The organism is Cupriavidus plantarum, assembly GCF_905397285.1.
In the GTDB taxonomy this organism is placed as follows: Bacteria; Pseudomonadota; Gammaproteobacteria; order Burkholderiales; family Burkholderiaceae; genus Cupriavidus; species Cupriavidus plantarum.
On sequence record NZ_CAJPUX010000012.1, the window covers coordinates 13,190 to 38,461 of the forward strand.

General features: G+C 66.5%; 24 protein-coding genes. 10 read left to right on the forward strand and 14 right to left on the reverse strand.

All coding sequences use genetic code 11. The annotated features are described in order from the left end of the window. Positions 1-38 precede the first annotated feature (38 nt). Together KHP16_RS26380 and argG are read right to left on the reverse strand one after the other, a co-directional pair. Positions 39-1,049, reverse strand: coding sequence for an aldo/keto reductase (locus KHP16_RS26380; protein WP_211961454.1), 1,011 nt, complete (start codon positions 1,047-1,049; stop codon positions 39-41). Positions 1,050-1,150: 101 nt separating this feature from the next. Further along, positions 1,151-2,476, reverse strand: a complete 1,326-nt coding sequence (gene argG, locus KHP16_RS26385) for an argininosuccinate synthase (protein ID WP_109584849.1) — start codon at positions 2,474-2,476, stop codon at positions 1,151-1,153. On the opposite strand from argG, the gene KHP16_RS26390 reads away from it, so the two are divergent. The 3 genes from KHP16_RS26390 to KHP16_RS26400 are packed head-to-tail and all read left to right on the forward strand — an operon-like array spanning position 2,466 to position 3,965. Continuing rightward, entirely contained in the window at positions 2,466-3,119 is a 654-nt protein-coding gene (locus KHP16_RS26390) for a VOC family protein (RefSeq protein WP_342344369.1), read from the forward strand. The genes argG and KHP16_RS26390 overlap by 11 nt on opposite strands. A gap of 60 nt (positions 3,120-3,179) precedes the next feature. After that, positions 3,180-3,389 (forward strand): SlyX family protein, encoded by a 210-nt coding sequence (locus KHP16_RS26395; protein WP_109584847.1) that lies wholly within the window; start codon positions 3,180-3,182, stop codon positions 3,387-3,389. 18 nt (positions 3,390-3,407) lie between these two features. Continuing rightward, positions 3,408-3,965: a DUF1439 domain-containing protein gene (locus tag KHP16_RS26400; protein WP_244214833.1), complete on the forward strand. Its 558-nt coding sequence runs from the start codon at positions 3,408-3,410 to the stop codon at positions 3,963-3,965. Here the strand turns inward: KHP16_RS26400 and KHP16_RS26405 are convergent. The 3 genes from KHP16_RS26405 to KHP16_RS26415 form a co-directional block, all read right to left on the reverse strand. Further along, complete coding sequence (locus KHP16_RS26405) at positions 3,952-4,884, reverse strand: DMT family transporter (RefSeq protein ID WP_115955025.1); 933 nt, start codon at positions 4,882-4,884, stop codon at positions 3,952-3,954. The genes KHP16_RS26400 and KHP16_RS26405 overlap by 14 nt on opposite strands. A 388-nt stretch (positions 4,885-5,272) precedes the next feature. Continuing rightward, positions 5,273-6,151, reverse strand: a complete 879-nt coding sequence (locus tag KHP16_RS26410; RefSeq protein ID WP_244214832.1) for an NAD-dependent protein deacetylase — start codon at positions 6,149-6,151, stop codon at positions 5,273-5,275. Beyond that, the gene (locus KHP16_RS26415) at positions 6,106-6,288 is read right to left on the reverse strand and encodes an oxidoreductase-like domain-containing protein (RefSeq protein ID WP_244214831.1); all 183 of its coding nucleotides are present in this window, start codon (positions 6,286-6,288) and stop codon (positions 6,106-6,108) included. Before KHP16_RS26415 ends, KHP16_RS26410 begins: the two co-directional genes overlap by 46 nt. A gap of 227 nt (positions 6,289-6,515) precedes the next feature. On the opposite strand from KHP16_RS26415, the gene KHP16_RS26420 reads away from it, so the two are divergent. Together KHP16_RS26420 and KHP16_RS26425 are read left to right on the forward strand one after the other, a co-directional pair. Beyond that, positions 6,516-8,711 carry a patatin-like phospholipase family protein gene (locus KHP16_RS26420; RefSeq protein WP_373561974.1) on the forward strand — a complete coding sequence of 732 codons (2,196 nt, stop codon included), beginning with the start codon at positions 6,516-6,518 and terminating at the stop codon, positions 8,709-8,711. A gap of 247 nt (positions 8,712-8,958) precedes the next feature. After that, entirely contained in the window at positions 8,959-9,807 is an 849-nt protein-coding gene (locus tag KHP16_RS26425; RefSeq protein WP_109584842.1) for an IclR family transcriptional regulator domain-containing protein, read from the forward strand. 30 nt (positions 9,808-9,837) lie between these two features. Here the strand turns inward: KHP16_RS26425 and KHP16_RS26430 are convergent, their stop codons facing one another. The 4 genes from KHP16_RS26430 to KHP16_RS26445 form a co-directional block, all read right to left on the reverse strand. Continuing rightward, entirely contained in the window at positions 9,838-10,644 is an 807-nt protein-coding gene (locus KHP16_RS26430) for a flagellar brake protein (protein WP_109584841.1), read from the reverse strand. Between the two features lie 239 nt (positions 10,645-10,883). Next, complete coding sequence (thpR, locus tag KHP16_RS26435; RefSeq protein ID WP_179594443.1) at positions 10,884-11,432, reverse strand: RNA 2',3'-cyclic phosphodiesterase; 549 nt, start codon at positions 11,430-11,432, stop codon at positions 10,884-10,886. A gap of 42 nt (positions 11,433-11,474) precedes the next feature. Beyond that, the gene (locus KHP16_RS26440; RefSeq protein ID WP_211961455.1) at positions 11,475-11,987 is read right to left on the reverse strand and encodes a methylated-DNA--[protein]-cysteine S-methyltransferase; all 513 of its coding nucleotides are present in this window, start codon (positions 11,985-11,987) and stop codon (positions 11,475-11,477) included. Next, a complete protein-coding gene (locus KHP16_RS26445) occupies positions 11,984-13,483 on the reverse strand; it encodes a DNA-3-methyladenine glycosylase 2 family protein (protein ID WP_211961456.1) in 1,500 nt (499 codons plus the stop codon). The genes KHP16_RS26440 and KHP16_RS26445 overlap by 4 nt, the downstream gene beginning before the upstream one ends. A gap of 157 nt (positions 13,484-13,640) precedes the next feature. Between KHP16_RS26445 and KHP16_RS26450 the strand changes: the two genes are divergently transcribed. Further along, entirely contained in the window at positions 13,641-16,487 is a 2,847-nt protein-coding gene (locus KHP16_RS26450; protein WP_244836052.1) for a M16 family metallopeptidase, read from the forward strand. A 208-nt stretch (positions 16,488-16,695) separates the two neighbouring features. Further along, positions 16,696-17,103, forward strand: a complete 408-nt coding sequence (locus KHP16_RS26455; RefSeq protein WP_109584838.1) for a PHA-granule associated protein 4 — start codon at positions 16,696-16,698, stop codon at positions 17,101-17,103. On the opposite strand, the gene KHP16_RS26460 is transcribed toward KHP16_RS26455, so the two are convergent. The 3 genes from KHP16_RS26460 to KHP16_RS26470 all read right to left on the reverse strand — a co-directional run bounded on the left by KHP16_RS26460 (position 17,055) and on the right by KHP16_RS26470 (position 19,234). Then, complete coding sequence (locus KHP16_RS26460) at positions 17,055-17,585, reverse strand: hypothetical protein (RefSeq protein ID WP_211961457.1); 531 nt, start codon at positions 17,583-17,585, stop codon at positions 17,055-17,057. The two genes, KHP16_RS26455 and KHP16_RS26460, sit on opposite strands and share 49 nt — an antisense overlap. Before the next feature lie 26 nt (positions 17,586-17,611). Continuing rightward, positions 17,612-18,769 carry an acyl-CoA dehydrogenase family protein gene (locus KHP16_RS26465; RefSeq protein WP_109584836.1) on the reverse strand — a complete coding sequence of 386 codons (1,158 nt, stop codon included), beginning with the start codon at positions 18,767-18,769 and terminating at the stop codon, positions 17,612-17,614. 111 nt (positions 18,770-18,880) lie between these two features. Next, positions 18,881-19,234 (reverse strand): hypothetical protein, encoded by a 354-nt coding sequence (locus tag KHP16_RS26470; protein WP_109584881.1) that lies wholly within the window; start codon positions 19,232-19,234, stop codon positions 18,881-18,883. 320 nt (positions 19,235-19,554) lie between these two features. On the opposite strand from KHP16_RS26470, the gene KHP16_RS26475 reads away from it, so the two are divergent. Continuing rightward, positions 19,555-20,883 carry an MFS family transporter gene (locus tag KHP16_RS26475; RefSeq protein WP_115955015.1) on the forward strand — a complete coding sequence of 443 codons (1,329 nt, stop codon included), beginning with the start codon at positions 19,555-19,557 and terminating at the stop codon, positions 20,881-20,883. Positions 20,884-20,949: 66 nt separating this feature from the next. Then, positions 20,950-21,885 carry a LysR family transcriptional regulator gene (locus tag KHP16_RS26480; protein ID WP_109584834.1) on the forward strand — a complete coding sequence of 312 codons (936 nt, stop codon included), beginning with the start codon at positions 20,950-20,952 and terminating at the stop codon, positions 21,883-21,885. Here KHP16_RS26480 and eutC read toward each other — a convergent pair. Beyond that, on the reverse strand, positions 21,812-22,657 hold the full coding sequence (gene eutC / locus KHP16_RS26485; RefSeq protein WP_211961458.1) for an ethanolamine ammonia-lyase subunit EutC: 846 nt from the start codon (positions 22,655-22,657) through the stop codon (positions 21,812-21,814). The genes KHP16_RS26480 and eutC overlap by 74 nt on opposite strands. Positions 22,658-22,661: 4 nt before the next feature. After that, positions 22,662-24,044 carry an ethanolamine ammonia-lyase subunit EutB gene (locus tag KHP16_RS26490; RefSeq protein WP_115955011.1) on the reverse strand — a complete coding sequence of 461 codons (1,383 nt, stop codon included), beginning with the start codon at positions 24,042-24,044 and terminating at the stop codon, positions 22,662-22,664. 199 nt (positions 24,045-24,243) lie between these two features. On the opposite strand from KHP16_RS26490, the gene KHP16_RS26495 reads away from it, so the two are divergent. Continuing rightward, on the forward strand, positions 24,244-25,266 hold the full coding sequence (locus KHP16_RS26495) for an AI-2E family transporter (RefSeq protein WP_283445851.1): 1,023 nt from the start codon (positions 24,244-24,246) through the stop codon (positions 25,264-25,266). Positions 25,267-25,272 lie beyond the last annotated feature (6 nt).

The following is a 25,272-nucleotide window of genomic DNA, read 5'->3' on the forward strand; positions in this document are numbered from 1 at the left end:
ACGACGTATTGCGCCGCTTATCGGCCGCCGAGCGCCGCTTATCGGCCGACGAAAGGGTAGCTGGGATCGGTGTAGCCGTGTGTCGAGGCATGGCCGCGCGGGACGAGTCCGTCCACCATCGCTTCCTCTTCAGCGGAGATCGCCGCGTTGACCGCACCAAAATAGTCCTCGAATTGCGCGAGCGTACGCGGCCCGGCGATGACCGAGCTCACGAACGCGTTCGCAAGGACCCATGCCGTGGCGAATTGGCCGGCATTGAGACCGCGTGCTTCCGCATGCGCCTTCAGTGTCTGCGCGATGATCAGCGATTCCTCACGGAACTCGGTTTCCATCATGCGCTTGTCGGCACGGCCGGCGCGCGAGTTGGCGTCCGGCTGCTGGCCCGGGAGATACTTGCCCGTCAGTACACCACGCGCAATCGGGCTGTAGGGCACCACGCCCAGTCCGAAATGCTTGCATGCTGGAAGGATTTCCACTTCGGGCATGCGATTTAGCAGGTTGTAATACGGCTGACATGCCACCGGCCGGGGCACGCCAAGCTTGTCGCAAAGCCCCGCGATCTCGGCGATGCGCCAGCCGCGGAAGTTCGACACCGCCCAGTAGCGGATCTTGCCCGCGCGAATCAGGTCGCCCATCGCGCGCACCGGCTCCTCGAGGTTCTCGTCGATGAAGTCCCGGTGCAGGTAGAGGATGTCGACATAATCGGTCGCAAGACGGCGCAGGCTCGCGTCGATCTCGTGCATGATCCACGTGCGCGAGTAGTGCGACTGGTTCGGCGCGGCGCCCATCTGGTTGCCGAGCTTCGTCGCAAGGATCCAGTCGGTCCGGTTACGGGCGAGCAGACGACCCACCATCTCTTCCGACGCGCCCTTGGTGTAGACGTCGGCGGTGTCGATGAAGTTGACGCCATGATCGCGCGCGCTGGCGACGATCCGCCCGGCTTCGGCCTCGTCGGTCTGGTCCCCGAACATCATGGTGCCCAGGCAGAGCGTCGATACCTTGAGGTTGCTCGCGCCGAGGCGGCGATACTGCATCGTGAAGTCTGGCATGGCGTGGAGTCTCGCGTTGGTAGGCAACGCGTCATTGTGCCAAAAGAAAAACGCCGCGGCGACGGATGTCGCGGCGGCGTCTTTCGGGGCGGCGGGAAACGTCAGTCTTCCAGCTTCGGCAGCGCCGGGCTCACGCTGGACGACAGCAGGCCCGTCTTGGCGTAGGTCTGCAGCTTCTCGCGCGTGTCCACGATATCCAACGTGCGCATCGTCAACTGGCCAATACGGTCCAGCGGCGTGAACATCGACTCGCCCTTTTCCATCGTCAGGCGTTCCGGCTTGTAGGTCAGGTTCGGCGACGTGGTGTTCAGGATCGAGTAGTCGTTGCCGCGGCGCAGTTCGATGGTCACTTCACCGGTGACGGCGCCCGCCACCCAGCGCTGGGCGGTTTCGCGCAGCATGATGGCCTGAGGGTCGAACCAGCGGCCCTGGTACAGCAGGCGGCCCAGACGGCGGCCGTTGTCGCGGTACTGCTCGATGGTGTCTTCGTTATGGATGCCGGTGACCAGGCGCTCGTAGGCGATGAACAGCAGCGCGAGGCCTGGGGCTTCATAGATGCCGCGGCTCTTGGCTTCGATGATGCGGTTCTCGATCTGGTCGCTCATGCCGAGGCCGTGGCGGCCGCCGATGCGGTTCGCTTCCATGAACAGATCGACGCTGTTGGCAAACGTCTTGCCGTTCAGGGCCACGGGCTGGCCCTGTTCGAAGCGCACCGTCACTTCCTCGCGCTTGACTTCGACGTCATCGCGCCAGAACTGCACGCCCATGATCGGCTGCACGATGCGGATGCCGGAGTCCAGATGCTCGAGATCCTTCGCCTCGTGCGTGGCGCCCAGCATGTTCGAGTCGGTCGAGTACGCCTTTTCCGCGGACATCTTGTAGTCATGGCCGCTCTGGCGCATGAACTCGGACATCTCGGCGCGGCCGCCCAGTTCGTCGATGAACTGCTGGTCGAGCCAGGGCTTGTAGATCTGCAGGCCCGGGTTAGTCAGCAGGCCATAGCGGTAGAAACGCTCGATATCGTTGCCTTTGAACGTGCTGCCGTCGCCCCAGATGTTGACGCCGTCTTCCTTCATCGCCGCCACGAGCATCGTGCCGGTCACCGCGCGACCGATGGGCGTCGTGTTGAAGTACGTGATGCCGGCCGTCGAGATATGGAACGCACCGCATTGCAGGGCGGCGATGCCCTCGGCGACCAGTTGCGAGCGGCAGTCCACCAGGCGCGCTTCCTCGGCGCCGTAGGCCTTGGCGCGGCGGGGGATATCGTCGTAGTCGGGCTCGTCCGGCTGGCCGAGATTGGCGGTGTAGGCGTAGGGAATCGCGCCCTTCTGGCGCATCCAGAGGAGGGCCGCGCTGGTGTCGAGGCCGCCCGAGAAAGCGATACCGACGCGCTGGCCGGAGGGAATGTGCTGCAGGATGGTAGTCATCGCCAGAATCCAGGTAAATGGAGCGCAGTCGGGCGCACATGGGGCGCGGACGTCGCTCGAAGTCTTGCAAACCGTGAATTGTGACATGCCGGGGCGCGCGCGCCAAACATCTGCCGCCGTGACAATGTGGACGTCCCAGGTTTTCTTTGCTAGGCTTTTGTGGACGGCGTACACAATCACGTCCCGCCGCACCAAGAAGGAGATGACGATGGCGCAGATCCAGCCTTACCTGTTCTTCGAAGGCCGCACCGAGGAGGCAATCGAGTTCTACAAGGACGCGCTTGGCGCGCGCGTGGAAATGTTGATGCGGTTTCGTGACAACCCGGAACCACCGTCCGGCGAGGGCGGCTGCGTGCAGAAGCCCGGCAGCGAGGACAAGGTCATGCATGCCGCCTTCTGGGTCGGCGATTCGCTGATCATGGCGTCCGATGGCAACAATGCGGGCAAGCCCGAATTCAAGGGAATTTCTCTCTCGTATTCTGTCTATGACAAGGAGAGCTGCGAAAAAGCATTCCACGCGCTTTCGGCGGGCGGCCAGGTCGTGATGGCGCCGGCCAAGACTTTTTTCAGCGAACTGTTCGCGATGGTGACGGACCGTTTCGGCGTCACGTGGATGATCCTTGTCGTGCCCAGGATGCCGTAAGGCGCGCCATCGCTCCGCCCTGGCCGTGGCTTACAATGCGCGGCCAACCGGAGAGATGCCATGGAATCCCGCCTGATCGACCTCGAGATCAAGGTCGCCTTTCAGGAAGACCTGATCGAGACCCTCAACCTGGCAGTGGCGCGACAGCAGCAACAGCTCGACCTGCTGCAGGAACAGTTTCGCGCGCTGTATCACCAGATGCGCGCCAACGCGGGCGCGGCCACGGCCGCGGAGTCCAATCCGCAGCACGAGATTCCGCCGCATTACTGAGGGGCTTGAATGTTTCGCATGTTTCGCGCAGTGACCGCCGTGACGATTGCCGCGGGGATGACCGCACTTTGCGGCGCGGCATACGCCGGCTACAACATCTGGACCGGCGAATACACGTTCTCCAAGGCTGAACTGCAGACCGCGGTGGACAAGCGTTTTCCCACCACGCTGCGCTATGGAGAACTGGTGAGCGTCAAGCTGTCGCATCCGCGCCTGACGCTCGACGGCGAGACCAACCGCGTGATCACGCTCGTCGATGCCGCGCTCACGAATACGATCCTGCCCGCGCCGCCGGTGAACGGCTCGCTCGCGCTGAACAGCGGCATCCGCTACGACGCCACACAGCGCGCGGTGCTGCTCGACAATCCTACTGTCGACCAGGTACAGGTACAGGGCATGCCACAGTACAACGAGCAGCTGAAGGCCATCGGCGCGGTGGTGGCGCAGCAGCTGCTCAAGGACTATCCGCTCTATACCTTCAAACCCGACGAACTCAAGCTGAATGGCACCGAGATCGTGCCGGGCGCCATCACCGTGGCGCCCGACGGCATTCGCGTGCAGGTCAATCAGAAGTAGCGCTGCCCGCGCGGAACACGAGCGCGAGACCCGCGAGCACGCCGGCCATGCCGATCAGCGATGCCGCCGACAGGCGATTGCCGAGCCACAGGTAGTCCAGCAATGCCGTTCCCGGCGGCACCAGATAGAACAGGCTCGTCACGTTGACGAGATTGCCGGCTGCGATCAGGCGGTAGAACAGCAGCGTGGCAATCACCGAGATGACGAGGCCCATGTACACAAGCGGCACGAAGAAGCCGACCGAGAGCTCGAACGTGAACGGCTGAAACGGCACGCATACGAGGCACGCGGCAAAGCCGACCGCATACTGCAGCGGCAGCACGTCCGCGGGCGACTGGGCGATGCGCTTCTGCAGGATGGCACCCGACGTCATGCATAGCAGCGCGGCGCCGGCACACGACAGTCCAATCCACGAGAAGCGCGCGAGCGCGACGCTGTGCGCGACGATCAGGACGAGTCCGCCGAGCGCCAGCGCCAGTCCCGCCAGCCGCGCCGCCGATACGCGGCGTTCCACCCATAGCAGCGTGAGGATCGGCTGGACGCCGAGCAGCGTCGCCAGTACGCCGGGCGTGATGCCGTGCTCGAGCGCGAGCAGATAGGTGATGGTGTAGCCGCCGACCAGCAGCAATCCCGTGACCGCGACACGCCTGCGCGTACCGCGCGCGGGCAGCAAGCGGCGGCGCACGAGGCCGATCGCGATCAGCACGCTCAGCGCGAGTGCGAAGCGGAACGTGAGAAAGGCAAACGGCGATGCGTGCGCGAGGCCGAGGCGGCTGAAGATGGCTCCCGCGCTCCAGAGCAGGACGAACAGCGCGGTGGCGCCATGGGGAGCGTAGGCGGCCAGCGTGGCCGCGTGCGTAGATGATGCGGACGTAGTTGTCGCTGACGAACGCGTGGTGGCATTCCTGTTGAATGTCATGATGAATCCTGTCGAAAACCGAATAGCCTCCGGCACGCGGTGCAGGTGCGCACACGCGTCAGGCAATCGATGCGGAAAAACCGGAGGAGTGGCTGCGGCGCGGTCAGCCGCGCGGCGGGGACAGCGGAGGCGAGAGCGGCGGGCTCACGCCAGCCACCACGGCCTCGACAGGACGTACGACACCACGACGTGCGTCACGCGCATGCGCCCACGGCTGCGCCCGACCGGAGACCGGACGGACAACGACCTGAGCGAAGGCGAAGGACGGCGACATGTGGCGGTAGTGAAGAATCTGGCGGTGTGGAAAGTGAAGTGCGCAATGAATGCAAGGCGCAACGCGCCGATACTACGCCCGGCATTCGCGCCCGTCAACGAGGGAAAACCGGCGCTAGGCGGATGCCGCCGGGATGTCGATGCGCAGCGCCGCGGCGAGCGCCTCCATCGCCGGTGCGATCGGCGCATCCACCTTGAGCGATAGCAACGGGTCCGCGCGGGTCACGCCGAGATTGAGCGCCGCGACGGGCTTGCCGGTTTCGCTCGCCCAGAGCGCGAAGCGATAGCCGGAGCGCACCGTGAGCGACGACCCGATGACCAGCATCGCATCGGCGCGAGCGAGGCCGTCGCGGGCGCGGTCGACGCGTTCGAGCGGCACCGACTCGCCGAAAAACACCACATCCGGCTTCAGCATGCCCTCGCAACGCTCGCAGACCGGCACGCGGAATTCGGCGAACAGCGGCGTCTCGAGCTCGACGTCGCCATCGGCCAGCGGATTCGCGATGATGTCGCGCAGCGCGGCATTCTGGTCCCAGAGCCATTGCTGGACACCGGCGCGTTCGTACCACGTGCCGCAGGACATGCAGACCACGCCGCGCAGGCTGCCGTGCAACTCGACGACATCGGGGCTGCCCGCGCGCTGATGCAGACCGTCCACGTTCTGCGTCACGAGCGCGGACAACCGGTCCTGCGCGCCAAGGCCTGCCACCACGTGATGACTGACGTTAGGTTGCGCGTGGGCGGCGATCGGCCAGCCGAGCATGCTGCGGGCCCAGTAGCGCTGGCGCGCCGCATGGGAGCCGACGAACGCCTGCAGCGTCGTCGGCGCGGAGCGCTGCCACTGCCCACGTTCGTCGCGATAGCCGGGAATGCCGGAATCCGTGCTGATTCCCGCGCCCGTCAGCACGAACAGCCGCGGATACCGCAGCACGAAATCGAGCAACGCACTCACGCGCCGGCCTTGCTCTCGCGGACCGCCTGGCGGGTTTCCCACGCCTTGAGTTCCTGCCGGTACCGGTCCATCTCGTCGGCGTAGAAATCGAATACGCAGGGATCGCAGCCGCTCCCGCAGCACTCGTTGTCGCCCGGACGCTCGGGGGGCATCGGACGGGGATCGTCTTCTTCGTTCATTGACACGGGAAAGTCTTCATTCGCAGACACGGCGTCAGTATATTCCTGCGCCGATATGCACGCTTCCGGTGTCCGTGCTGAATTGTTTCGATGGGCCCGGCCGGCCCCATCCAAGCGCGCATCGCGCTGCTAGCCTAATCCGAGGCGTCTCGGACGTCTCCGTGACTTCTCCGCTATCGGGCGAGCCGTTCATGCACGCATCCACGGTCTGGACACTGCTGGCAACAATGCTGCTGCCTTGGCTGGCCGTGAAGGGCGCCGTTGCGGCGGACGCGCTTCCGCCGGACGTGCGGCCCGCGCTCGGCCGCCCGCGCGTATGCCTTGTCCTATCGGGCGGCGGCGCCCGGGGGGCCGCGCATATCGGCGTGCTGCGGGTGCTGGAGACCCTGCGCGTGCCGGTGGACTGCATCGCGGGCACGAGCATGGGGGCGCTCGTCGGCGGCGCCTATGCGGCAGGCATGACCGTGCCGGCCATGGAAACGCTGGTCGCCAGTATCTCGACCGACGCCTTGTTCAAGGAACGGCCCCCGCGCCAGGACCTGGCGGTGCGCCGCAAGCTCGACGACCAGACCAACCTGTTCACGCCCGAGATCGGGGTACGAGGGGACGGCCTGCTGCTGCCGAAAGGCGCGGTATCCGGCGTGCAGCTCGAAACGGTGCTACGCAAGCTTGCGAACGTGCCCGGTTACCGGGACTTCGACCGCTTGCCGATTCCCTACCGTGCCGTGGCGACCGATCTGGTCACGGGAACCGCCGTCGTCTTCAGCAAGGGAGAACTCGCCAACGTCATGCGCGCGAGCATGTCGGTGCCCGGCGCGGTGGCGCCGCTGGAATACCAGGGCAAGCTGCTTGTCGATGGCGGCCTGACGGACAATCTGCCCGTCGATGTCGCGCGCGCCATGGGCGCGGATATCGTCATCGCCGTCAACCTCGGCACGCCGTTGATGAAACGCGAGAGCCTCACCTCGCTACTTGGCGTGACGAGCCAGATGCTGAACATCCTCACCGAGCAGAACGTGCGCGCGTCGCTAGCCGCGCTGCGGCCCACGGACATTCTGATCGAGCCCCAGCTCGGCGAATTTTCCGCCGGCGATTTCGATCATTTGCCCAAGACCATCCCGATCGGCGAAGCGGCCGCGCGGCAGGTCGCCGACCGGTTGTCCGCGCTCTCGCTGCCACCCGATGCGTACGCGCAGCTGCGCGCGTCGCAGCAGGCGCTACCGCCACCGGACCTGCGGCCGGTGGACGAGATCCGCCTCGCGCCGCTGGAGCGCGTGAGTCCGGACTTTGTGTACGCCACGATGGAAACGAAGCCTGAAGCGCCCATCGGGCAGGAAGCCCTCGACCGCGACGTGCGCCGCCTGTTCGGCACTGGCGATTTCGAGCACATCAACTACCGCTTTCTCGAGGAGCCCGGCAAACGCATCCTCGCCGTGGACGCGATCGAGAAATCATATGGGCCCAACTATCTGCGCTTCGGGCTCGGCCTCAGTTCGGACTTCCGCGGCGATGCCTACTTCAATGTCCTCGCGAGCTATCGGCGCACGTGGCTGAACCAGCTCGGCGCCGAATGGCGGACGGACGTGCAGCTGGGCCAGACGTCGAGCATTACCAGCGAGTTTTATCAGCCGCTCGATGCGCGTCAGTTGTTCTTCATCGCCCCGCGCGTCGAGCTCCAGCGGCGCACGATCAATATCTTCGACGGCGACACGCGGGTGGCCGCCTACGACGTGCGCCGCGTCGACGCGGCGCTCGATATCGGCAGCCAGTTCACGAAATACGGCGAGGCGAGGCTCGGTCTGCTGGTCGGGCACGAGAACGCGACGCTCAGCACGGGCCCCAGCTCGCTCGATCCGGGGACGGGCGGCATCGAGCGGCGCGCGGTCACGGGCCGCCTGCTCGTCGATCAGCTCGACAGCCTCAATTTTCCGCGTGACGGCTATGGCGCCACGCTCACGGTCTATGGCTCGCAGGCGGGTCTGGGCGCGGCCACCACCTACACCAAGGCGGAACTGACCGGGACCTACGTCGAGTCGTTCGGCCCCCACACGTTCAACCTCGGCTTTCGGTTCGGCGGCAATGTGGGACCGCCGCTCCCGAAATACGACCTGTTCCAGTGGGGCGGCTTTCTCCAGCAGTCGGGCTTCAGCACCGGGCAACTGATGGGGGGCAACATCCAGTTCGGGCGGCTGGTCTATTACAACAAGCTGTTCCGGCAGCGGCTGCTGGAGGGGGTCTACGCGGGCGTTTCGCTCGAGGCCGGGCGGGTCGGCTCGCCACTCGTTGCGGGCAGCCCGACGGGGCTGCTGAAGTCGGCGGCGGTGTTCCTCGGACTCGACAGTCCCGTCGGGCCGCTCTATCTCGGGTATGGGCGCACGTCGAGCGGACAGTACGCGTACTACCTGTTCCTCGGGAAACCGTGACAACTCGCGCGCGCGATGTGCAGGAGAGCCTACCCCACCGAAGTTGTATGTAATGTCTCTTTGGAGGTACCTATACTTTGCCTGTCGCCGAGACCCCCGTCTTGAACGGCATCCTTCCCAAAGTCGCCGCCTGCATGGCATCCCCCATGCGCACCAGCGGCGACATTTTTTTTGCGTGAAGGGGCGATGGCGTTTCGCAAGACGTTAAGATGCGCGATTATCGAACGCTCCAGGTCACGCATTTCCGATGGACGCCCCCAATCCGATCCGCCTCCAGACCGCGCACGCCGATACCGTGCGCGCCGCCCGTCCGCCTTCGGACCTGCTGACCGGCTTTGCCGGCGACCCGAATTTCATGCTATCGCTCGCGCGCGGCCTGACGGTGCTGGAGGCCTTTTCCGAACGCAAACGCCCGCTCACGATCTCCCAGGTCGCGCAGCGCACGCAGCTCTCGCGGGCGTCCGTGCGCCGGTGCCTCTATACGCTCGAGCAACTTGGGTATGTGAGCCAGCAGGATGGGCACTTCGCGCTGCGTCCGCGGGTGCTGCACCTCGGCCATGCGTACTTTTCCTCGACGTCGCTGGTCTCGGCCGCGCAGCCGATTCTCGACGCGCTCAGCACACGCATCCACGAAACGTCGGCACTGGCCATCCTCGACGGCACCGACATCCTGTACCTCGTGCGGTCCGAAGTGCAGCGCGTGCTCACGCATTCGCTAGGCATGGGCAGCCGTTTGCCGGCCTATTGCACGTCGATCGGGCGGCTCCTGCTGGCCCATCAGCCCGACGCGGTGCTGGAAGCATTCTTCGAGCATGCCGAACTGCGTCCGCGGACGCTGCAGACCAAGGTGTCGCGCGCCGACCTCGAGGCCGTGTTCGCGCGTGCGCGGGAGGTGGACTACGTGCTGATCGACGAGGAACTGGAGCCCGGCCTCCGCGCGATTGCGGTGCCGGTGCGCGCGCTGTCGGGCGCCGTGGTGGCCGCCGTCAGTGTGAGCGTCAAGGCGACGCGGGTGTCGGAAGGGGAAATGATCGCGCGGCTGCTGTCGCCAATGCGCGAAGCAGCCGCGGCCATCGGCAAGCTGATCGCCAGCTGAAGTGGCCCTGAAAGTGGCCCTGAGGCGGTCTTAACCGCGAGCGGCCAGCTCCAGCGCGAAGACGAGGCGCTGGAGGAAGTTCTCCATGCGCCCGTCCGGATTCAGGAACGCGCACCCGTAGTGGTGGACGGTGTTGTCGTCGTAGCCCACCATCCAGTGGCCCACCACTTGCATGTCCAGCTCCAGGCGGCCGAGTTCGCCAAAATCCAGCAGGCAACGCTTGGCCGTGGTGCCCACCGGCAGCAGTTCGGCGCCCACGGCGCGAGAGCGCAGACCCACGCCGGACAGGGACAGGTCGGCGATATCCATCTGCATGACGCGCGTGTCCGAGCCATCCTGCACGCGGATCTCGCAGCGGTAGCCCTTCGTCAGCAGCGTGCGCGCGCGGAAATGGCGGCGGCGCTGGAAGTGATAGAGCTTCTCCGGAAAATCGGCGATAAACGCGGGGCCGCCCTCGAAGCGTGTGGCGCCCGGGGTGCCGACGATGAAGTTCACGGGCACGCCACGCAGCAGGCCCGAGAATGCGTTCTGGTCGGAGGCCATCAGCGACTGGCGCTCGCCGTCGGCGCGGCACCAGTCGAAGACGAACGTACGCTGGGCCGGATCGACATGCAGGATCGACGTGACGATCTCCGATCCGTTTCGCGAACGCACGCTCAGCAGGCATTTCTGCCACGCCAGGTCGCGCAGCACGGTGCCGATCTGCGAGACATGCGTCAGGCGGTAGCGTTCGTCCGAGTGCGACGCCTCTTGATCTTGGTCTTGGTCGCCGTCCACCTGGGGAACCTGGGGAAGGGCTTGTGCCGGGTCGGACCCGCGGGAATCTCGGAGGCTCATGGTATTACGCTACGGAAATGCGCTACGTCGGTATGGGGATTGCGCCGCAAAGAGCAGGTTAGCGACCAACGCGGCATGGTACGCGTGGCGGACGGCGCGGCGCAAGCGCTTGCCTTGGCCTTCGGCAAAATGTTGCATAACTTGAGTCACAGACTAACGAGGGGTAGCGGGAAATGCACAGCCGGCGCCGAAAGCGGCCATCTTGTCACCCCCGCGTGACACGGGCTTGTGTCAGCGTTTTATCCGTTGTGCAGTGCACTCGTCGCGTGGATCCGGTGCACGGCGCCCGTGGCATGCAGCTGGCTCTCGAACAGCACGACGCGCTGCGCCTGCCAGGCGGGCGCAGCCAGCGCGGCGGTTCGTGACAGCCACTGCCGCTGGACGGCTTCCGGCACGGCCGGACCGCATCGCGCGAGTGTGAGGTGAGGCTTGAACGGGCGGGTGTCCGCCGCGACGCCGGCCATGGCGAGCGCCACGTCCACGTCCTGCCGCAAGGCGTCCAGCGCGGCATTGGGTGCAAGCCCCGCCCAAAGGACGGCGCCCTGCCGGGGACGAAAGCGGCCGGTGCCTTGCACCGTCAGCACAATCTCCCTCGGTGCCAGCGTGGCCATCGCCGTGACGATGCGCGCGGCGCTGTCCGCATCGCATTCGCCAAGGAAGCGCAGCGTCAGGTGGCATTGGGCGGCCGGCACGGGCCGCAGGCCGCCATGCGCGGGAAGCGCGGGGAGCGTGGCCAGCAGGTCCGCGGCGAGCGCTTCGGGTGTTTCGAGGGCGAGAAATAGTCGCAAGACTAGCGTCGCAAGCTGGGGTCACAAGGCTTGCGGCGCGCGTCAGGACGCCAGTCCGAAGGGGGCACCTTCGAGGCCAAGCAGCGCGCGTTTGCGATCCACGCCGCCGGCGTAGCCTGTCAGCGCGCCGCTGGCGCCGAGCACGCGATGACACGGCACGATCACCGAAAGCGGATTGCGTCCGACCGCGCCGCCCACCGCGCGGGCGTGCGAGGGCGGCAAACCCAGCGTCGCGGCTAGCTGGCCGTACGACACCGTGCCGCCGAACGCGATCGCGCGCAGCGCTTGCCAGACTTCACGCTGAAACGCGCTGCCAGTGAACTGCACGGGGACCGAGAACGCCTGCAGCGTGCCGGCGAAGTAGGCTTGCAGTTCTTCGGCGGTCTGGGCCAGGACGCGGGTGTCGGCGGCGGGGCCGTTGCCGGCATGGGCCGCGGTGTCGATGCCGGGCGGGAAATACTTCTGGCCCGAGAAGAACAGGCCTGTCAAGGCGCCGTCCGTCGTGCGCAGCAGAACGTCGCCCAGCGGGCTCTCTACGATGCGATACGTGGTCATGCTTGCTCCTCGATGATGTCGTCGGCCGTGGCGGTCTGCAGCTTGCGTTGCTCGTACCGGTACCACAGGTGGATGGCGGCATAGGCCCGCCACGGGGCCCATCGGGCGGCGAGGGCGTTGGCTTCGCGCGTGCTTTCCACGCCGAGCACCTTGCGCAACGCGTAATCGGTGGCGGGGAACGCGTCTGGCCAGCCGAGCGCGCGCATGGCGATGTACTGCGCGGTCCAGTCGCCGATGCCCGGCAGCGCCCGCAGTGCGGCGACGGTTTCCTCGGGCGGGGCCTGCGGATCGAGCTGCAGCGCATGGGACGCGACCTGCGCGGCCAGCGCGCGGATGGCTCGGATCTTCCCCGGGGGCACGCCGGCTTCCCGGTAGGCGTCGTCGGAGAGCGCGGCCAGCGCGGCGGCCGAGGGGAAAGCGCGCGTCAGGGGCGCGGCGGCCGCTTCCGCGGGCAGCGGTTCGCCGGCGATGGCCACTAACCGTGCGAGGATGCGCCGCGCATGCACGACCGAGATCAGTTGTCCCACGATCGCGCGCACGGCGATCTCGAGCCCGTCGAACGTGCCGGGCAGGCGGATACCGGGCACGCCGCCTTGCTCCGCGTCCGCCAGCTCACCGAGATGGCGGTCCACCACGTCGGGACGGCAGCCCAGGTCGCACAGCCGCCGGACCTTGCCCAGCGCCTGCGGAATCGCATGGGCGAGCGACGCGGACAGCGTGACGCGCAGCACCGATCGGTGCGGCACGTGCTCGATCCGCACCCAGCCGGCGTGCAGCCGCCCCGCGCTCTCCACCGCGATGGTGCGCAGGTACGCGTCGCCGTGCAGATGTTCCACGCCCTCGACCGCGCGCGTGCCGAGGAACCCCATCAGTGCGTCCCATGCATACGGGGGCCGGTAGCCGAGCTCGAATACGAGGCGGTCCGCCATGCCGTCGGCCGCGCGCTTGCGCATCGCGAGCGGGGTCAGGCCATAGCGCGTCTTCAGGACATCGTTGAACCGTCGCACGCTGCCGAAACCGGCCGCATGGGCGACCTCCGTCACGGGCATGGCGGTGTCCGTCAGCAGGCGCTTGGCCAGCAGCAGCCGTTGCGTCTGGGCGTATTCGAGCACCGACACGCCGAATTCCGCATCGAACAGGCGCCGCAGATGGCGTTCCGTCACGCCGATGCGCGCCGCCAGCTGGGCCACGCCGCCGTCTGCCATGAAGCCTTCATCGATCAGCGTGGCGGCCGCCTGCGCGAGGCGCCCCGAGATATCGGCCAGGCCATGCCCGGGCGCGAGTTCGGGGCGGCAGCGCAGGCACGGGCGGTAGCCATGCTTCTCGGCCGCCGCCGCGGTCTCGTAGAACGAGCAGTTCTCCCGCCGCGGCGTGCGCACGGCGCAGACCGGCCGGCAGTAGACGCCCGTGGAGGACACGCCGACGAAGAACCGACCATCGAAGCGGCGGTCATGCGACGCCACGGCGCGGTAGCAGGTATCGGGATCAAGTTTCATGCGGCCATCGTAGCGCGCGAAGTGCGATGCAATGCGCTGGAATCGGACATTCTCCTCCATTCCACGAAATGTTCGGCGCCGCGCCCTGATGTCGCCCCTGCCCGCCCCGGCGGCGGCTAGAATCGGGCTCACATCGTTGCCCGCCGCGGGAGACTTCATGCTGCCTCGTTTCACCCTGATGCTGGCCGCCGCATTGACGGCGGCTTCCACGCTCGCGCTTGCGCAACCGCGGGGTGCCACCGCCGTGGCGCCCGTGAGCGCCGCACCGGTGGCCGCCGCCACCCGCGTCACCGAGGTGGAGGGCATCACGGAATACCGGCTGGCGAACGGTCTGCGCATCCTGCTGGCGCCCGACGCCGCACAGCCGACGACCACGGTGAACGTGACCTACCTCGTCGGCAGCCGGCACGAGAACTACGGCGAGACGGGCATGGCGCATCTGCTCGAACATCTGCTGTTCAAAGGCACGCCGTCGCTGCCCGGCCGCACGATCCCGACGGAATTCGCGCGGCGCGGCATGACGTCCAACGGCACGACCGCGCAGGACCGTACCAATTACTTCGAGACGTTCGCATATAGCGAGGACAACCTCGACTGGGCGCTGCGCATGGAAGCGGACCGCATGGTGAACAGCGTGATCGCGCGCGCGGACCTCGACAGCGAAATGACGGTCGTGCGCAACGAGATGGAAATCGGCGAGAACAATCCGATGCGCATGCTGATGCAGCAGATGAGCGCGGCGGCCTATCGCTGGCACAACTATGGCAAGGCGCCGATCGGCGCGCGCAGCGATGTGGAGCACGTGGGCATCGAGAACCTGCGCGCGTTCTATCGCCGTTACTACCAGCCGGACAACGCGGTACTCGTGGTGACGGGGCAGTTCGATCCCACGCGGACGCTCGCGCGCATCGAGCAGGCGTTCGGCGCGATTCCACGGCCGACACGTGTGCTCCCGCCCGAGCATACGGTGGAACCGCCGCAGGAAGGCGCGCGCGAGCTCACGCTCACGCGGCCGGGCGACAGCAGCATCGTCGCCGTGCAATACCACGTCGCTCCGGGCGCGCATCCGGACAGCACGGCGCTGGGGCTGCTGTCCGTCGTGCTCGCCGACACGCCGGGCGGGCGGCTCGAGCAATCGCTGGTGCAGACGCGCAAGGCCGCGTGGCAAAGTTCGTCTCTCGAGGCGCGTTTCGACCCCGGCGTGATGATGTTCGCGGCGGGAACGAGCAAGGATCGGCCGATCGAGCCGCTGCGCGCGGCGCTGCTGGCCGAAGTGGAAGGCGTCGCGGCGCGGCCCGTCACGGCGGAAGAACTGGAGCGCGCGCGCATCCGCATGCGCAACGCCTACGAGCACATCCTCAACGATCCGGCGCGCTATGGCGTGGCGTTGTCGGAAGCCATCGCCAAGGGCGACTGGCGGCTGTTCTTCATCGCGCGCGACCGCGTGGAAACCGCGACGCTGGAAGACGTGCAGCGCGTGGCGGTGAACTATCTGCGGCCCGCCAACCGGACCGTGGGCCAGTTCCTGCCCGGCGACAAGCCGCAACTCGCCGCGATGCCCGCGACACCCGACGTGGCCGCGATGACGCGGGACTATCGGGGCAAACCGGCCGCCGCCGCCGTGGCCACTTTCGACCCGAGCCCGGCAAACATCGATGCCCACACCACGCGGCAGACGCTCGCCAACGGCATGCAGCTGGCGTTGCTGCCGAAGCCCACGCGCGGGGAAGCCGTGAATGGCACGCTGGTCCTGCGCTTTGGCAATCCGGAGGCGCTGCAGGGCAAACGCGCCGTGGGCACGCTGACCGCCGGCATGCTGCGCCGCGGCGCGGGCGCGTTCGACCGGCAGCATATCGCTGACCGGCTCGAGGCCCTCAAGGCCAATGTGTCGATCTCCGGCGGTGCCGAGAGCCTGACGGTCTCGTTCGAGACGCGACGCCAGTATCTGCCTGACCTGCTGGCCTTGCTGCGCACCGTGTTACGCATGCCGACCTTCCCCGCCAACGAGTTCGAGACGCTGCGCGCGAGTTCGATCGCGGGCATCGAGAGCCAGCGCAGCCAGCCCAACGCGCTCGCGCCGAATGCGATCGGCCGTCACGGCAATCCATATCCGGTGGAGGATCCGCGGTACACGCCCACCTTCGACGAGAGCCTCGCCGAGCTGCGCGCGGTGACGTCCGCCGATGCGCGCGACTTCCACGCGCGGTTTTATGGCGCCGACCATGCGCAGCTGGCGCTCGTCGGCGATTTCGATGCGGAGGAAGCGGTGCGACAGGCCGTGTTCCTGTTCAGCGACTGGCGTTCGGAAGTCCCCTTCGCGCGCGTCGACCGTCCCTTCATCGCGATTCCGGCCGCCAGCTTCACGCTCGAGACGCCGGGCATGGCCAACGCGGTGTACATGGCCACGCAACCGCTGGATCTGCTGACGGACTCGCCCGACTATCCGCTGCTGATGATTGCAAGCCGCGTGTTCGGTGGCACCGGCATGCGCAGCCGCATGGCCGATCGGCTGCGGCAGCAGGACGGCATCAGCTATGGCGCGTCGAGCTACCTGCAGGTGGGCTCGCTCGATCGCGCGGGACGTTTCGGCATGTACGCGGTCTATGCGCCGCAGAATCTCGACCGCCTGCGTCGCGCGCTGGACGATGAACTGTCGCGCTTCGTGCGAGACGGCATTACCGCGAGCGAACTGGCCGAAGCGCAGAGCGGCCTGCTGCAGCAAGCCACCGTCGCCCGCTCGCGCGACGGTTCGCTGGCCGGTACGCTCGCGACGCAGCTTTACCTCGGCCGCACGATGGCGTTCACCGCCGAGATTGACGAGCGCGTCCGGGCGGCCACGCCGGCAGCCGTCAACGATGCCATTCGCCGGTATCTGTCGCCGGGCACGATCACGCGGGCCTACGCCGGCGATTTTTCGTCGCCGGCACCGGCCGCGCCCGCCCCGGGCGGTGTCCAGGCGGCGTCGGCAGTGCCGGAGCCTGCCCGCACCGATGTCAGACCCTGACGCCGCCCTCACGTCATGGGTGGCGTCGAATCACCGCGGGCGTGCTTTTTCGAAAGCGCTGTCTGCTGTGGCACATAGCTGTGACCCATCGCGGCGCTACCCTGCTCTTGAAATACGGATGGATGGCGGCACCTCACCGATGTGGTGCTTGTGAGTCCACGTCGATCACTGTATATTTGTACAGTATTCGTTAAGACAAGAGGGGTGGATGTCGATCATGCGGGCGGGCAGCAAGGCAGAGGCGTTGCGATTCCTGGCCTCGGGAAATGGAGTGGACAGCGTGGGTGCCGGCAATGTCGGCGCGGCGGTGCTGGCGGTGGAGCTCGACTACGAGACGGGCTGGCAGGATGCCGTCGAATTGGGCCGGCTCGGCGAGAAGCGCGGCATCAAGGTGCAATACCGCGGGCAGGAGAGCATTGCGGTGCGATCGCGCGAAGCGCTGATCGAAGGTCTGGCGACGCCGAAGACTACCTTCCGGCAGCGCAATTTATATTGCCAGTTCGATCTCGGCACGCTGGCCGATCACGAACTGGTGGAACTCGAAGCCAAGGCAACGCGCCTGGGCGACTACATCCTCGCGGGCCACTTGCTCCGCGACGTGGACGACGTCTGGTAAGCCGCGGCATAGGGCACGACTTCCGTCCCAACGCCCGCCGCAGCGTTCAATGTTGTGCGCTGAGATACCGCGCCTTCAATGACCGTATGACACAGTACGGCGGTCACGAGCGTCTTGAAATGCGCACGCTCACCTTGCGCCAGTTGCTCGAGCCGGTCATGACCGTCGAGCACCATCAACGCGTCCCCCGCATTGGGCCGTATCTCTAGCCGATAGAGATGATCGGACTCGCATTGCATGCGGCCGCCGGCCACCGCCACCACGATGGCGCTGGGCAGCGCGAGGCCGCCCACGACCACGGCGTCGCGCAGGCGCACCAACTGCGGATCCGGCGCTCCGGGCGCCGGGTCGCCGCGCAGGCGCATCAACTCGGCGGGCGATACCGCAAGCGTGAACGCCTGCAATGCCGCCCCCTCCAATGCCGACCGGTAAGTCGCCACCACCGCGCGCAGACGGCAGACGCCGTCGTCGGCCTCGTTCATGTTGTCTCCTCCACTCGGCTCGGCAATCAGTCGCGCAGCAGTTGCTTGGCAATGATCAGTTGCTGGATCTGCGTCGTGCCTTCGTACAAGCGCAGCAGACGCACGTCGCGGTAGAAGCGCTCCGCCTTGTATTCGGCGATATAGCCCGCGCCGCCATGGATCTGCACCGCGCGGTCGGCCACGCGGCCCACCATCTCCGTACAGAACATCTTCGTGCAGGAGGCCAGCATGCTGACTTCCGGATCGGCCTTGCCCGGCGCCTTGGCGTCGTAGCGCTGCGCGCAGTCGCGAACCATGGACATGCCGGCATAGAGCTCCGCCTGGCTGTCGGCGAGCATCGCCTGAATCAGCTGGAAATCGCCGATCGGCTTGCCGAACTGCTTGCGCTCGCGGGCATAGGCCACCGCGTCGGTGATCAGGCGATGCGCCATGCCGCAGGCCAGCGCCGAGATATGCAGACGGCCGCGGTCGAGCACCTTCATCGCGGTCTTGAAGCCCACGCCAGGCACGCCGCCGATGATGTTGGCGGCCGGCACGCGTACGTTCTCCAGCACGACGTCGCAGGTCTTGGTGCCGCGCTGGCCCATCTTGCGATCCGGCTTGCCCAGCGTGATACCCGGGGTGTCCGCCGGCACGATAAACGACGAGATACCCGACGCGCCGGCATCGCCGGTGCGCGCCATCAGCGTGAAGGCGCCCGCGCGCGGAGCGTTGGTGATGAAACGCTTGGTGCCGTTGATCACATAGTGATCGCCCTCGAGCACCGCGCGCGTCTGGACGGATGCCGCGTCGGAGCCGGCTTCCGGCTCGGTCAGCGCGAACGAGATGATGAGGTCGCCGCTGGCGATGCGCGGCAGATATGCCTGCTTCTGTTCCTCGGTGCCGTCCATCAGGATGCCTTGCGAACCGATGCCGACGTTGGTGCCAAACACCGAGCGGAACGCAAAGGCCGTGTGGCCGAGGTCATAGACCACTTCGCATTCCTGCGACATCGACAGGCCAATGCCACCGTATTCCTCGGGAATGGAGATGCCGAACAGGCCCATCTCCTTCATGTCGGCGACGATATCGGCCGGCACGTCGTCGAGCTCCTCGAGCGTGTCCTCGGCAGGCTTCAGGCGTTCTTCGATAAAGCGCTGCACAGAGGCGCGCAGCAGAGAGAAGGATTCGGCGTCGAGGGCCATGGGATGTCTCCTTTGATCAGGCCGTTCATCCTACGCCCAACTCACGATTTGACAATCCCTTCCTCTTTGGACAGATATGAAAGTTTTATTTGACAGTGGTAAGCACGATGGTCAGCCGCCCTTGCCCGTGTTCTGCCAGTCGTCGCACTTCCTGCGCGCGAGCGACTCGCGCGTGTAACCGCGCCCGACACGGAGCTGGTGTTCGACCGCCTCTGCCTGGTCCATGCACGCGAAGACGAGATCGTCCCGCGTCCGCTGGGACACACCCTTGAGGTCCGGCGCGTCATAGGCAAGCCGCCGTGCCCGGCAGCGCAGGAAGAGCAGCGTCTCCTCCGATGCGCTGCGCAACTGCGCCGCATCGACGCGCTCGCAGTGGGCGATATCGGGTTCGGCGATGGACGTGCCCGGCACGAAAAGTGGCAAGCCGAGCAGCAAGCCGAACAGGATACGAGAGGCGGCGCGCATGGTACGGTTTGGGGAAGGCACGGATTCGGCGGTGACAGATTCGGTCTGCATCATTGCAAAGCCATGTGAACAGTGCAAGTCCTCATCGTGAAGGCATGACGTCGGGCAAGACGCCGATCCGCAGGAAAGACTATCCAGACCTCTGAACAATCGGCGGCCAGGCCGTGTGCAATCGTGTACAACGGAAGCCTACGCAGAACTTTGTGCCGGGGCATACTGGGCAGACGGCAGGCATCGCGTGTAGCCTGTCCGGGCGCAGGCGCCCTGACCTGCGACGATCTCAACGGCAAGCTCTCTGCCGCCACGACCAGAACATACACATGACTGACCTCTCCTCCTCCGCTCACGCAGCCCCGCCGGATATCGGCACGCCTCCCACGCCCGAGGAAACCCGCAAGCGGGTCTTCGCGATCGTCGCCGCCTCATCCGGTAACCTCGTCGAATGGTTCGACTTCTATATCTATGCGTTCTGCGCGATCTACTTCGCGCCGTCGTTCTTTCCGAAATCGGACCCCACCGCGCAGTTGCTGAACACCGCCGGCGTATTCGCGGCCGGCTTCCTCATGCGCCCGATCGGCGGCTGGCTCTTCGGACGTATCGCCGACCGCAGTGGCCGCAAGAACTCGATGCTGATCTCGGTGATCATGATGTGCTGCGGCTCGCTGCTGATCGCGGCGCTGCCGACGTACGCAACGATCGGCAACCTTGCACCGGCACTGCTGTTGCTCGCGCGCCTGATCCAGGGCCTGTCCGTCGGCGGAGAGTACGGCACCACGGCCACCTATATGAGCGAGGTAGCGCTGAAGGGGCGTCGCGGCTTCTTCTCGTCGTTCCAGTACGTGACGCTGATCGGCGGTCAGCTGCTGGCGGTGCTCGTGGTGGTGATCCTGCAGCAGTTGCTCGATGAGGCAGAACTGAAGGCCTGGGGCTGGCGCATTCCATTCGTGATCGGCGCGATCACGGCGGTCGTGGCGCTATTGCTGCGCCGCACGCTGCACGAGACCTCGACCGCGGCGACGCGCGGTTCGAAGGAGGCGGGCACGATCGCCGGCCTGTTCCGCCATCACAAGGCGGCGTTCTTCACGGTGCTCGGTTATACCGCGGGCGGTTCGTTGATCTTCTACACGTTCACCACGTACATGCAGAAGTACCTCGTGAACTCGGCCGGCATGTCGATCAAGACCGCCAGCTACGTCATGACGGGTTGCCTGTTCGTCTATATGTGCATGCAGCCGCTCTTCGGCGCACTGTCGGACCGCATCGGCCGCCGTAACAACATGCTGTTCTTCGGCGGTCTCGGCACCCTTTGCACGGTGCCGATCCTCACGGCGCTGGGTTCCGTGTCGAGCCCCGAGGTCGCTTTCGTGCTGATCTGCGTCGCGCTGGCCATCGTCAGCTTCTACACCTCGGTGAGCGGCATCGTGAAGGCGGAGATGTTCCCCCCGGAAGTCCGCGCGCTCGGCGTGGGCCTGGCCTATGCGATCGCCAATGCGATCTTCGGCGGCTCGGCCGAATACGTCGCGCTGGGGCTCAAGTCGATGGGCCACGAGAGCGCGTTCTACTGGTATGTGACCGTGATGATGGCGATTGCCTTCCTCGTCGCGCTGCGACTGCCGCGGCAGGCGAAGTACCTGCATCACGAGCACTGATGGCGTGAGCGCATACACTAAGGGGCCTTCGGGCCCCTTTTTTGTTACCTGCCGATTTCCGCTGCCATGGACCTCAACGCCCTGCGCCTGTTCGTCGATATCGTCGATGCCGGCAATCTCAGCGCCGCCGCGCGCAAGCTCAGGATGACGCGCGCGAACGTGAGCTATCACCTGAAGGCGCTCGAGTCCGAGCTTGGCGTGCAGTTGCTGCGCCGGACCACACGGCACGTGGAACCGACGCCGGTCGGCGCCGGCCTGTACGAGCATGGCCGCAATATCCTCGGCGAGGTGGCGGCGGCCAATGCGCTCATCAGCAGCATGGGCAAGAGCCTGCAGGGCCATGTCAGGCTGTCCGTGCCGACCGGGCTCGGTCACGCGCTGCTGTCGCCGCTGCTCGTGCAGTTCAAGCAGCGCTATCCCGATATCACGCTCGATGTGGTGTTCGACAACCGCATCCACAACCTCGTCGCGGAAGACGTCGAGGTGGCGCTGCGCATTATCTCGAACCCGCCGGATGCGGTGGTGGCCACCGAGATCGGCGTCGTCGACTGGGTTGTGTGCGCGGCGCCTTCCTATCTGCGCGATCGGCCGGCACCCCACGCGCTGGACGATCTGGCGACACATGCCATCGTATGCGCGGCGCCGATCGGGCAGAAGCTCAAGGCCTCCGGCACGCGCGAGGGCGCGTCGGCGCGCGAGCAGGTCGTGCTGACGCCGACGCTGAGTTCGGAGAACTTTGCCTTTCTCAAGGACGCCGTCGTCGGCGGGCTCGGCATCGGCATCTTTCCGATGTATGCGATCGGCGATGAGATCGAGACCGGCGCGCTCGTACCGCTGCTGCCAGACTATCGCATCAGCGTGTTCGGCAGCCGGCTCTATCTGCTGACGATGCCCAACCGCTACCAGACCATGGCGACGCGCTACCTGCTCACGTTCCTGAAGACGGAGTTGCAGGCGATATGGCCGACGTTGGGGGCGCCGAAGAGATCGGGGAGAGGCTGAGGTCGCTGCTGTCGTCCTTGAGATCGACACCCGACCGGCCCAGCGCCATGGCGCCGCGCAGCAGGAACACGAGCTTGTCCGCGGCCTGCGCATAGGACAGCCCTTCCGGACGCACGTTCGAGATGCAATTGCGCTCGGCGTCCGTGCGCCCCGGGCGCGGATCGTAGGTCAGATAAATACCCAGGCTGTCGGGAGAACTGAGCCCGGGCCGTTCGCCGATCAGCATGACGACCTGCCGTGCGCCCAGACGCGCGCCGATGTCGTCCCCAAGCGCCACGCGCGACTGCCCGGCAATGACCACCGGACCCAGCGCGATGTCGCGCAGGCGAGCGCGCAGGGCTTCGAGCAGCGGCGGCGCATGACGCTGCGCGGCCAGCGCGGACAGGCCATCCGCCATCACGACCACCACGTCGGGCGGCTGAGCGGGACGCATCGCGTCGAGCCGGGCGGCACTGGTGTCATCGAGCACGCGGCCGAGGTCGGGGCGGCGCAGATAGTGCGCGCGATCGGTGGCCGCGCTGTGCACGCGGACGCTGTCGTGGCCCGCGGCGCGCAGGCCGGCTTCCAGCGCCTCCACGTCGAGCGGCAGATGCACGGCGTCACGCGCCTGCGCGTGGGCGAGGCCGAAGGCGAGGATCGTGTCGGTGGTTTGCGCGTGGCCCGCGCGTCCGAGCGCGATGCGCGCGCGCGTGAACGCACGCAGACGCGTCCACGCGTCCGCTTGTACGTAAGGCGGGACGGAGGGTAGCGCGATGGGAGACTCGTCGCTCATGGGCTCATAGTCCTTGTGCCATCGCCAGCAGCGGCTGACGCGCGGTGGGTGGGAGCAGGCGGCCGCGCGGATCGACGATGCCGTTCTGCCGCAGCCACGCCTCGAACTCGGGCGCCGGCCGCAGTCCCATCGCCTCACGCAGATACAGTGCGTCGTGGAACGCGGTGCTCTGATAGTTCAGCATGATGTCGTCGGCGCCGGGCACGCCCATGATGAAGTTGATCCCCGCCACGCCGAACAGCGTCAGCAGGTTGTCCATGTCGTCCTGATCGGCTTCCGCATGGTTGGTGTAGCAGACGTCGCAGCCCATCGGCACGCCGATCAGCTTGCCGCAGAAATGGTCCTCGAGTCCGGCGCGGATGATCTGCTTGCCATCGTAGAGGTACTCGGGGCCGATGAAGCCCACGACGGTATTGACGAGCAGCGGCGAGAACGCGCGCGCTACGCCGTGCGCGCGCGCCTCCATGGTCTGCTGGTCCACACCATGATGCGCGTTGGCGGACAGCGCGCTGCCTTGTCCGGTCTCGAAGTACATCACGTTGTCGCCCACGGTGCCACGGCCGAGCGACAGCGCCGCTTCGCGGGCCTCCGCCAGAAGCGCGAGGTCGATACCGAACGCGGCATTGGCCTGTTCGCTGCCGGCCACCGACTGGAAGACGAGGTCGACGGGCGCGCCAGCTTCGATCGCGCGCAGCGTGTTGGTGACGTGGGTCAGCACGCACGACTGCGTGGGCACGTCGTGGCGCGCGCGCAGTTCATCGACGAGATGCAGCAAGCCGACGATCGCCGCGAGGTTATCGCCGGCCGGGTTGATGCCGATGGTGGCATCGCCGCAGCCATAGAGCAGGCCGTCGATGATCGACGCGGCGATGCCGCGCGGATCGTCGGTCGGATGGTTCGGCTGCAACCGCACCGAGAGCCGGCCCGGTAACCCGATCGTATTGCGGAAGCGCGTGACCACGCGGCACTTGCGCGCGACCGCGATGAGGTCCTGGTTGCGCATGAGCTTGCTTACAGCCGCGGCCATCTCGGGCGTGATGCCTGGCGCCACGCGCGCGAGCACGGATTCATCCGTCTCGTGCGCCAGCAGCCAGTTACGGAAGTCGCCGACCGTGAGCGAGGCGATCTCGGCAAACGCGCCGGCGTCGTGGCCATCGACGATCAGCCGCGTGACCTCGTCGTCTTCGTACGGGATCAGGGCTTCGGCAAGAAAGCGCGCGAGCGGAACCTCGGCCAGCGCCATGCGCGCGGCCATGCGCTCCTCCTCGCTGGCGGCGGCCACGCCCGCCAGCGCGTCGCCGGAACGCGCGGGACTTGCCCTGGCGAGCAGCGTGCGCAGGTCCGCGAAAACATGCCGCGTGGCTCCGACCGTGTGCGTGAATGCCATGAATGCAATCTCTTGGATGTGAGCGTACCGCCAGCCTTGCCGACTCCATCACTATAGGCGACGATGATGACCGCCCGATGCAAGTTTCACGCCTGGGCGTGGACTGGAGGGGAGCCACGCTTGCCAAGGCGCGACAGGTTGCAGACAATCGTGCATCCCAACGCGACCACCACCCATGCACGCGCCGGAAACCGAACACTTGCCTTCCAACCCTCCTCCCGGCACACCGCGCTGGTTCAACGTCACGGCGGCGTCGTTCGTGCTGACTGCGGCCGCGCTGTTCCTCGTCGTGCAGGCGAACCTCGTTGCCGCGCTGTTGTCGGGGCTGCTGCTGTACTCGCTCGTCGATGTCCTGGCGCCACGCCTGATGCGCGTGCATTCGCGGCACGATGCGCTCGCCGTCGCCATCCTCTCCATCTTGACGCTGCTCGTGCTCACGGTGGGCATCTGGGCGCTGGTGCGGTTCATCAGCGGCGACGGCAACACGCTCGAGCGGCTGCTCGACCATGTGGCCGACATCATCGACCGGTCGCGCAGCCAGATGCCGGCGTGGCTCAGCGATTCACTGCCGAATGGCGTCGATGAGCTGGCTACGGCGTTGATCGCCGCGCTACGCACCCATGCGCAGATGGCCCAAAAGCTCGGCACGGAAATCGTCCGCGCGCTGCTTCACATCCTGCTGGGATTCGTCATCGGCGCGATGGTGGCGCTTTATCGCGCCACCTCGCGCCCCAACCGCCGGCCCCTCGCGGCGGCACTGGTGACCCGCGCGCGCACCCTGCAGACCGCCTTCGCGCAGTTCATCTTCGCGCAGATCCAGATTTCGACGATCAACACCGTCCTGACGGCGATCTACCTGCTGGTAGTGATGCCGCTGTTCGGGCAGCACCTGCCGCTGTCGAAAACGCTGGTAGCGGTGACGTTCATCGCGGGACTGCTGCCCGTGCTGGGGAACCTGATCTCGAACACGGCCATCGTGGTGTCGTCGCTGTCGGTATCGCTGCCGATCGCGGTGGTGTCGCTGCTGTATCTGGTCGTGATCCACAAGCTCGAGTACTTCCTGAACGCGCGCATCATCGGCGCGCGTATACAGGCCGCGGCGTGGGAGCTGCTGACCGTGATGCTGATCATGGAGACGCTTTACGGCATTCCGGGCGTGATCGCCGGGCCGATCTTTTACGCGTACGTGAAGCGGGAACTGGTGGCGGCGGGGCTGGTGTAGCGCCGG

Excerpts from the sequence above, each read along its gene's own strand:
- KHP16_RS26380 (WP_211961454.1), bottom strand. The coding sequence starts at position 1,049 with ATGCCAGACTTCACGATGCAGTATCGCCGCCTCGGCGCGAGCAACCTC.
- KHP16_RS26390 (WP_342344369.1), top strand. The coding sequence starts at position 2,466 with ATGGTAGTCATCGCCAGAATCCAGGTAAATGGAGCGCAGTCGGGCGCA.
- argG (WP_109584849.1), bottom strand. The coding sequence starts at position 2,476 with ATGACTACCATCCTGCAGCACATTCCCTCCGGCCAGCGCGTCGGTATC.
- KHP16_RS26395 (WP_109584847.1), top strand. The coding sequence starts at position 3,180 with ATGGAATCCCGCCTGATCGACCTCGAGATCAAGGTCGCCTTTCAGGAA.
- KHP16_RS26400 (WP_244214833.1), top strand. The coding sequence starts at position 3,408 with ATGTTTCGCGCAGTGACCGCCGTGACGATTGCCGCGGGGATGACCGCA.
- KHP16_RS26405 (WP_115955025.1), bottom strand. The coding sequence starts at position 4,884 with ATGACATTCAACAGGAATGCCACCACGCGTTCGTCAGCGACAACTACG.
- KHP16_RS26415 (WP_244214831.1), bottom strand. The coding sequence starts at position 6,288 with ATGAACGAAGAAGACGATCCCCGTCCGATGCCCCCCGAGCGTCCGGGC.
- KHP16_RS26420 (WP_373561974.1), top strand. The coding sequence starts at position 6,516 with ATGCTGCTGCCTTGGCTGGCCGTGAAGGGCGCCGTTGCGGCGGACGCG.
- KHP16_RS26425 (WP_109584842.1), top strand. The coding sequence starts at position 8,959 with ATGGACGCCCCCAATCCGATCCGCCTCCAGACCGCGCACGCCGATACC.
- KHP16_RS26430 (WP_109584841.1), bottom strand. The coding sequence starts at position 10,644 with ATGAGCCTCCGAGATTCCCGCGGGTCCGACCCGGCACAAGCCCTTCCC.
- KHP16_RS26440 (WP_211961455.1), bottom strand. The coding sequence starts at position 11,987 with ATGACCACGTATCGCATCGTAGAGAGCCCGCTGGGCGACGTTCTGCTG.
- KHP16_RS26445 (WP_211961456.1), bottom strand. The coding sequence starts at position 13,483 with ATGAAACTTGATCCCGATACCTGCTACCGCGCCGTGGCGTCGCATGAC.
- KHP16_RS26450 (WP_244836052.1), top strand. The coding sequence starts at position 13,641 with ATGCTGCCTCGTTTCACCCTGATGCTGGCCGCCGCATTGACGGCGGCT.
- KHP16_RS26455 (WP_109584838.1), top strand. The coding sequence starts at position 16,696 with ATGTCGATCATGCGGGCGGGCAGCAAGGCAGAGGCGTTGCGATTCCTG.
- KHP16_RS26460 (WP_211961457.1), bottom strand. The coding sequence starts at position 17,585 with ATGAACGAGGCCGACGACGGCGTCTGCCGTCTGCGCGCGGTGGTGGCG.
- KHP16_RS26465 (WP_109584836.1), bottom strand. The coding sequence starts at position 18,769 with ATGGCCCTCGACGCCGAATCCTTCTCTCTGCTGCGCGCCTCTGTGCAG.
- KHP16_RS26470 (WP_109584881.1), bottom strand. The coding sequence starts at position 19,234 with ATGCGCGCCGCCTCTCGTATCCTGTTCGGCTTGCTGCTCGGCTTGCCA.
- KHP16_RS26475 (WP_115955015.1), top strand. The coding sequence starts at position 19,555 with ATGACTGACCTCTCCTCCTCCGCTCACGCAGCCCCGCCGGATATCGGC.
- KHP16_RS26480 (WP_109584834.1), top strand. The coding sequence starts at position 20,950 with ATGGACCTCAACGCCCTGCGCCTGTTCGTCGATATCGTCGATGCCGGC.
- eutC (WP_211961458.1), bottom strand. The coding sequence starts at position 22,657 with ATGAGCGACGAGTCTCCCATCGCGCTACCCTCCGTCCCGCCTTACGTA.
- KHP16_RS26490 (WP_115955011.1), bottom strand. The coding sequence starts at position 24,044 with ATGGCATTCACGCACACGGTCGGAGCCACGCGGCATGTTTTCGCGGAC.